This window comes from Pelosinus propionicus DSM 13327 (assembly GCF_900114615.1).
GTDB lineage: Bacteria > Bacillota > Negativicutes > DSM-13327 > DSM-13327 > Pelosinus > Pelosinus propionicus.
Genome location: NZ_FOTS01000060.1, coordinates 23,031 through 29,572 on the forward strand (window position 1 = coordinate 23,031; position 6,542 = coordinate 29,572).

Annotated in this window: 9 protein-coding genes; 5 read left to right on the top strand and 4 right to left on the bottom strand. The window is 35.3% G+C overall.

Going from position 1 to position 6,542, the window contains the following annotated elements; translation table 11 throughout:
- Positions 1–271 precede the first annotated feature (271 nt).
- Genes BMZ99_RS27225 through BMZ99_RS27230 form a run of 3 tightly spaced genes read left to right on the top strand, consistent with a single transcriptional unit; the run spans position 272 to position 1,439 of the window.
- Positions 272–586 carry a helix-turn-helix domain-containing protein gene (locus tag BMZ99_RS27225; protein WP_245755111.1) on the top strand — a complete coding sequence of 105 codons (315 nt, stop codon included), beginning with the start codon at positions 272–274 and terminating at the stop codon, positions 584–586.
- Positions 583–1,098, top strand: coding sequence for an IS3 family transposase (locus BMZ99_RS22245; protein WP_090943095.1), 516 nt, complete (start codon positions 583–585; stop codon positions 1,096–1,098). The genes BMZ99_RS27225 and BMZ99_RS22245 overlap by 4 nt, the downstream gene beginning before the upstream one ends.
- A gap of 11 nt (positions 1,099–1,109) precedes the next feature.
- Positions 1,110–1,439 carry an IS3 family transposase gene (locus tag BMZ99_RS27230; protein ID WP_090943096.1) on the top strand — a complete coding sequence of 110 codons (330 nt, stop codon included), beginning with the start codon at positions 1,110–1,112 and terminating at the stop codon, positions 1,437–1,439.
- Positions 1,440–1,550: 111 nt separating this feature from the next.
- Here the strand turns inward: BMZ99_RS27230 and BMZ99_RS26555 are convergent, their stop codons facing one another.
- Positions 1,551–1,712: a hypothetical protein gene (locus BMZ99_RS26555; RefSeq protein ID WP_175490664.1), complete on the bottom strand. Its 162-nt coding sequence runs from the start codon at positions 1,710–1,712 to the stop codon at positions 1,551–1,553.
- Positions 1,713–1,914: 202 nt separating this feature from the next.
- On the opposite strand from BMZ99_RS26555, the gene BMZ99_RS22255 reads away from it, so the two are divergent.
- Entirely contained in the window at positions 1,915–2,571 is a 657-nt protein-coding gene (locus BMZ99_RS22255; RefSeq protein ID WP_217645130.1) for a hypothetical protein, read from the top strand.
- Positions 2,572–2,710: 139 nt separating this feature from the next.
- Here the strand turns inward: BMZ99_RS22255 and BMZ99_RS27235 are convergent, their stop codons facing one another.
- The 3 genes from BMZ99_RS27235 to BMZ99_RS22265 form a co-directional block, all read right to left on the bottom strand.
- A complete protein-coding gene (locus BMZ99_RS27235) occupies positions 2,711–4,081 on the bottom strand; it encodes a hypothetical protein (RefSeq protein WP_245755113.1) in 1,371 nt (456 codons plus the stop codon).
- A gap of 646 nt (positions 4,082–4,727) precedes the next feature.
- Complete coding sequence (locus BMZ99_RS26560; RefSeq protein ID WP_175490665.1) at positions 4,728–4,886, bottom strand: hypothetical protein; 159 nt, start codon at positions 4,884–4,886, stop codon at positions 4,728–4,730.
- Positions 4,887–5,073: 187 nt separating this feature from the next.
- Positions 5,074–5,979, bottom strand: a complete 906-nt coding sequence (locus BMZ99_RS22265) for a sensor domain-containing diguanylate cyclase (RefSeq protein WP_090943098.1) — start codon at positions 5,977–5,979, stop codon at positions 5,074–5,076.
- A 315-nt stretch (positions 5,980–6,294) separates the two neighbouring features.
- Here BMZ99_RS22265 and BMZ99_RS22270 point away from each other — a divergent pair.
- Positions 6,295–6,542 (top strand): helix-turn-helix domain-containing protein (locus BMZ99_RS22270; protein WP_139214822.1); only part of this gene is annotated, 248 nt, incomplete at its 3' end.

Consider the following 6,542-nt stretch of genomic DNA (forward strand, 5'->3'; position numbering starts at 1 on the left):
TGGTTCTTTTATACTTTCTGGATGCATTGGTTAAAATCCTTTTATGTGAGAGATGAAGGGGAAAAAATATGGAAGTATAAAGGCATTTTGTTTCTTTCATCTTCATATCTTAAGTATATTCTTTAAGAGGGACTCAATTTATTATAGTGTTGACTAATTAAGAAAAAAAGACACAGCCTGTCTAATGTGTGAACAGAACCCGAAAATACGGACATTGAAGAAAAAGACCTCCTATTGTAGAATTTTATCATCTACGATAGGAGGTTTAATCATGTCTGGTAAAAAGGGAATGAAGCATTATAGCTCGGTAATTATTGATGATATTATAAAACAAAAATCCGAAGGAAAAACCAATAAGGAAATAGTAGAGCTCTTTGGACTTTCGAATATCAAAACAGTAAAAAACATCGTCCAACTTTATAATCAAAAGCAACGTGCTTTAGCAGCAGGGATTTCACCCAAGAGGCGAGGCAGAACAGCTAAAGGTTATCAAATCACTGAAGATGAAAAAGATAATGAAATTAAGCGTTTGAAGATGGAAAATGAATTGTTACGCTCTTTTCTTCAACTCGGTGGAAGGAGGTGAAAAAAACGGTAAAGTATTTAGCAATTTATCGGCATAGAGCTAAATACAGTATTAAAGTCATGTGTCAATTTTTTTCTGTGTCACGCAGTGGATATTATAGTTTTATTAATCGGATGGACAAACCTAATAAGGATGAACCACTGAGGCAGATGATAATAACCTGTCAGGAACATGCAAGAAAAACCTATGGGTACCGACGTGTAAAAATATGGTTAGAAAAAGTGAAATGCCTTATCATTAACCATAAAAGAGTATTGCGTATAATGAACCAGTACGGTTTACTCGCAGAGATTCGACGTAACAAAAAGTATAGGCGTATGGGAGAACATCTACATAAATATTCGAATTTACTCAATAGGGACTTCCATGCAGAAGCAATCAATCAAAAATGGGTCACGGATATTTCCTACATTCACACGGGACAAGGTATTATCTATTTGTCCATAATTCGTGACCTATTCGATGGTAGTATTGTGGCACATAAGATGAGCACCACACAAACGTCAATCTAGTTCTAAACACTATTAAAGAGGCTAAACAAAAGGAAAGGGTCACTCCAGAAATGCAACTCCACAGTGACCAAGGGTTTCAATACACTTCCACAGGATATTTCAACCTAACAAAAGAATATGGCATTACGCCTTCTATGTCAAGGCGCGGAAACTGTTATGACAATGCTATGGCAGAAAATTTCTTTGGTATTCTCAAAGCAGAATGCATACATAGGCATAGGATAAAGACGTTTGATGAAGCTCGTCAGATCATTGATGAATATATCTACTTTTACAATTTTGAACGCATTCAGCTAAAAACGCGGCTGACACCCTATGAAAAAAGATGCCAGCCAGCGTAACTTAAAGATATTCTACGATAGGGCTATTTATTTCGTGTACGTTCCTTGGGGTTCTGTTCAGTGATGTTGCTTCACCTAGAGTCCTCTTGGCTGCTTCTAAAAAGGGCACCTTTATGGTGCCTTTTTGTTATTTTCTTTTATAGTGGCTGTGGCATCCAAGCCGATATCATCTTTTGAACTAAGTATGGCGTAGGCAGTGGTGATATTGGGGAAAGTATTGTTCTTTATAGACTGATCAGTGACTTTTTCGATGGTCTTTTTTCGTTTAGACATTACTGACACCTCCTAATAAAAGTGTGTGCTACTTTATTTTTTAGTATACAGAGCAATTTTGATAAGCGATTATAACCGATCGATACATTATCATTAAATAATAACTGTTAGGATGAGCCAAAGTATAATTCCATGAGTTCAGTAACATCGCCACGATTGTTTACATAGTATTTAATATATGATTAAAGGAGGATATAACCATATGGATGATGCTTCGGAAGATAGAATAAAAGTTTCAATTGGAAAACAGGAAGCAAGCACGCAAACATCAAACTTACTGCAAGAAAGCAACCAAGCTTTATATAGGATTCCTGTATTCCTCAGTTACGCCACTCCTTATAATACTTTGCAAGCTTTATTCCTAGAAAATATCACGAACGCAATTAGGGCGGCGTTATTATTTCCGCGCACACTTGGCCCTTCAGATCAGTATACTGAAACACCTTTAACCTCAATTCGCCGCATGATTTTAAGCAGCTATGGTTTAATGGCAATAGCCTTTCGACGGTCCTTTGTAACACAAGCAACATCTAGACCAGGAACATCTCGACAGCAAGTATTCAACGACTTTTGGCTTACAAGCCCTTACTTGCAAATTGAACCTTCTATGGCTTATCAACGAGGACTGCCGCTAATGTTATTAGTCGAAGAAGGTGTTAGCACGAATAGTGTATTTGGGGGTATACTTGAGCAAGGTGCAGCTCCTTTTACTATTATTACTTTTAACCTACAAAATGAGCAGGCAATTGAGGCATTTTTTAATACCGCTTTTTGGACAGAAACCTTTGCGGATTGGGCTTGCCAAGTAAGAAGCGGCTATGATAGACAAACCGAACCGGAGTTTCAATTTACCTGTTAGGGTGTAAATCGTAATGAAGGCAGCAAGATTTGCAGCAGAAAAACTGGAACTGGGATTAACCCAGTTCCAGTTTTTCTGCCCTGAATAGGCGATAATTTGTGATGGCAATAAGAAATGGAACAAGAGGACTCATCGTATTTTACTTAACTTTAAGAAATAAAATTTTCTTGCCATCATAAGCTTCTTTGGTAATATCGATAATATTGAAATCTCGTTTAATTCCTTCAATAAGACTTTCATTTGGTGGGTCAAAAATTTCGATAGCTGCATATTTATTAGTAAATAACTTTAATTTTCGACTTAATTCCTCAAAGTTTGTTTGATATAAAAAATGATTAAATACAATTATCATTTCCGAAGAAAATCTAATTTCTGCATTAAACCACCTAGATCCATCATTGGGACCATTCGGATTTAAAAAATTAATTAATGCAGGAGATATATTGGTTTCTTTTGACTTAATCTGAGAATAAATAAAATCTATATATTGTGGGTCTTCGTTAAAGACAGTAACTATATTATTATTTTGATTTAATGTAAAACAAAGATTTGAATAATTACCAGAAACCACCATGACGTATTTGATTCTTGCATCATTGATAAACTTTACAATCGAATAAAGAGGTGCATTTGGAATAGTTGAGTTATAGGATGTAATTTGTATCTTTTTTTCATAATAATTGATCCAATAGGAAAGTAATTCTATTGCTTTTAGAATTTCTCCAGAGGATGCAAACGTTAAAATAGTTGTTTTAAAAACATTATATTGCTCTCGTTCCTCATTAGTGAGATGAGAGGTGATCTCATCTTCAACTAATACCTTATTATGTTTTATGCCTTTTATTTTACAAATAATCCAGTTTATGAAAGTATTAATAAATTCTTTAAACATCCATAAAGTTGTTTTCTGATGAATAATCGATCCAAAATCGATAAAGTAAAACATACCTTTATGATAAGAACTATTAAATGGATGTCCGTCTTTAAGCCCCAGGCCCACCTGATCAAGTTTTCTTACCAAATTTAAAACAGCATATGCGGCATCTATGATCATTGATAGTGACCACTCAAACGGATAGATATAAGGCCATATTAATTCGTGTTCCAATATTAAACCAAAAGGCTCTAAACTAAAATCATCAGCAATTTTAGTATTAATAATATGATGCCCGAATAATCCTCGTTGATGACATATATGAAAAATAGTAAGATATTCTTGCGCAAAATGTTTATGAATACCACGATAAACTTTATTGTTAGTGAAGATTATATTACCAACAGGATCAACACCATTTAATATAGCTATATTGCTTAGTCTTAAATCTTCTAAACGCAAATGTTCTAACGCATGGCAATGTGGATCGTCCGAATCGGTACTGCAATTAGGGCATAAAGGATAACGGCAGTGATCAAACTTGACTTCCTCACGAGATACTTCATTTATTTTATAGGTTTCAATAAATTTTCCAACACACTTTTCGCAGCATCTATGCTGATTGCAATCTAACATTTTTATACCTCCAATATTTGTGATTGTTATATCATATGTGCAAGAGTGTTTTAGTGCCATGGCTAGGCATAATAGTAGTAAATGAATTGATGACATTATGTTTTACATCAATGAGGTTAGGGGCTGATCTGCTTACCCGAATGTAGGAATACAAAGGTTCTAATAATAGAGTAGAATCCTTTTTTAATGCACACAGTACAAAAGGTAACATTCCAGATTTTAAAAAATATCAGCAGAACGTTTAGGTATTCAAATAAGATGAATTGGATAAAAGATATGGATGTAAAAACTTTGTAACAAAACTGTAATACATTTTCTTTATAATTAGGATATATTTAGAAGAAAGAATCCTGTTATGGCTAAAAAGCATGCATAACGGAAAATGCAATGAGGTGATTGAATAAATGATTACTCATATGGCCGACTTTGGAATTGGTTTAATTGTAGGGATGTTTATTTGTCTATTAGTGATTTCACTTATGATAAAATATAAAGAAAAATAATTTGATATAGAGAGTTTCCTGATGGTATTTTACATTTATAACTGCTGCAGCGTTACTAATAGCTAAAAAAATATCGCTACTAAATACTTCACAAGGAAAAGTATATAGTAGCGATATTCAGAAGTGGTTATAGAGGAATCGTATTATTCCTTGATTGTTAAACCTTTGAAATCAAATATTTTATTTGGGGGGGTTATTGTTGTATACTTTGGAACTTCCGCAATGGCTGGGGTTTTGTTTGTTTTTTGAAAGTTAGTTAAATATTGATTGTTCATACTTGCAGTTACTGCTGGTATTGACATTTGAAAAACTCCTTTCTTAGAATAGTACTTATGGTACATGATTTATATCGAATGCATATATTGGAAATTCATTTAGAATCCATACAAGTAACTAAAATGCTAGGAAATATTTATATAAGATAAAGCTAAATACTAGAGAATGGTTTTTTGACAATAACGCTAAAGTGCACGGAGATAAGAACTGATCTTATCCAATTGTAACGCAATTACGTCCCGCTTTCTTACTTTGGTACATGAGGTGATCGGCCCTATTTACTAACGTATCCACGGTATCATCCTGACGGGCAAGAGTAGCGCCTAAGGACACGGTAACCTGTATTGTATGATCGCAAGTATAGATGTTGGATTGCTCAACGAGAATTCGCAGTTTATGGGCAACTCGTTCAAGACCTTTCAGGTTAAAGTTGCCAGTTAGCAGCACAAGGATCTCTTCACCACCCCAGCGGATGACGTAATCATTATTTCGGATGCTGTTGCTCAGCGTTTTCGCCACGGTTTTAAGAACCAGATCACCGATTGCATGTCCATAGGTATCGTTGATTCCTTTAAATTTATCAATATCCACAAACAAAATACCGATAGGGCGGTCGCCTTTTTGGTGCTCAACCAGTTTGGCTGCAATTAGTGTTTCACCATAGCTGCGATTATAAATGCTGGTAAGCTGGTCAAAATTTGCTCTATCTCGTAATTGTTCTAATTCACGAAACAATGCTTCGCGAGGGGAATTATCAATAAAAATTGCGACAGCACCTATAATTTCTCCTATTTCTGTCCTTAGAGGAAAGGTCTTGATTGAAACTGCTAATAGGTAGCCATCTTTATGCCGAAAAAATAGTTCGGATGAGTGGAGTTGACCATCGAGTAGTGTTAATGATGCGGGGCATTTATCGTTGCATACTATTTCTCCATGTTTGTCAGCATGAACTAATAGAGTACAGCAATTCAGATGAGCTAATGCTGCCTCGCTAGTAAACCCCGTAATCATCTCGGCACTTTTATTCCAATAAATGATGTTCCTGTTTTTGTCCAGGAAATATACGCCATCATGTAATTCGTCAAGTAATTGCTTATAAGGCCATTCTATAGGATACATAAGTCACCTCTGCATCGTATTTTATTGCAAATAAATAAAAGACTGCCCGTTGCAAATACGAACAGTCGCAACCAGGCAGTCATAAACATTTGTTCGTAGACCCACGGATTTGTATCCTTGCTTTTTAGGTAGCAAGTTTGTCTCTATTAAGTTTATGCGTAATCAATTTATGTAATATTATCATATTTAACCATTTAAATCTATAGAAATTTAAAAAGGTACATGTATAAAAACAGGAAACCCCCGGATATATGATATGCTACCCCTAGACAGGACAGTGAAATAAAAAACACTGTTCAGTCTGGGGGTAATATTATGCCGAAAAAAGGAAAGCTAGCGGCAGAAGAAAAAATACGTATCGTAGAATCATATCTATTCGGAAAGGTCGGATGTTGTGAAGCGGGACGATTGGCAGGAGTAAATCATAAGACGATTGCAGATTGGGTCAGCCGATATAAGTCGGAAGGGCCGGCAGGATTTCTGCCCCAAAAGCACGATCGGGCATATAGCAAGGAAACGAAGCTATCGGCGGTTTTTGATTATTTGGCTGGAAAAGGTTCTTT

Coding starts and splice junctions, on each gene's coding strand:
- BMZ99_RS27225 (WP_245755111.1), top strand. CDS start 272: ATGTCTGGTAAAAAGGGAATGAAGCATTATAGCTCGGTAATTATTGAT.
- BMZ99_RS26555 (WP_175490664.1), bottom strand. CDS start 1,712: ATGTCTAAACGAAAAAAGACCATCGAAAAAGTCACTGATCAGTCTATA.
- BMZ99_RS22255 (WP_217645130.1), top strand. CDS start 1,915: ATGGATGATGCTTCGGAAGATAGAATAAAAGTTTCAATTGGAAAACAG.
- BMZ99_RS27235 (WP_245755113.1), bottom strand. CDS start 4,081: ATGTTAGATTGCAATCAGCATAGATGCTGCGAAAAGTGTGTTGGAAAA.
- BMZ99_RS26560 (WP_175490665.1), bottom strand. CDS start 4,886: ATGTCAATACCAGCAGTAACTGCAAGTATGAACAATCAATATTTAACT.
- BMZ99_RS22265 (WP_090943098.1), bottom strand. CDS start 5,979: ATGTATCCTATAGAATGGCCTTATAAGCAATTACTTGACGAATTACAT.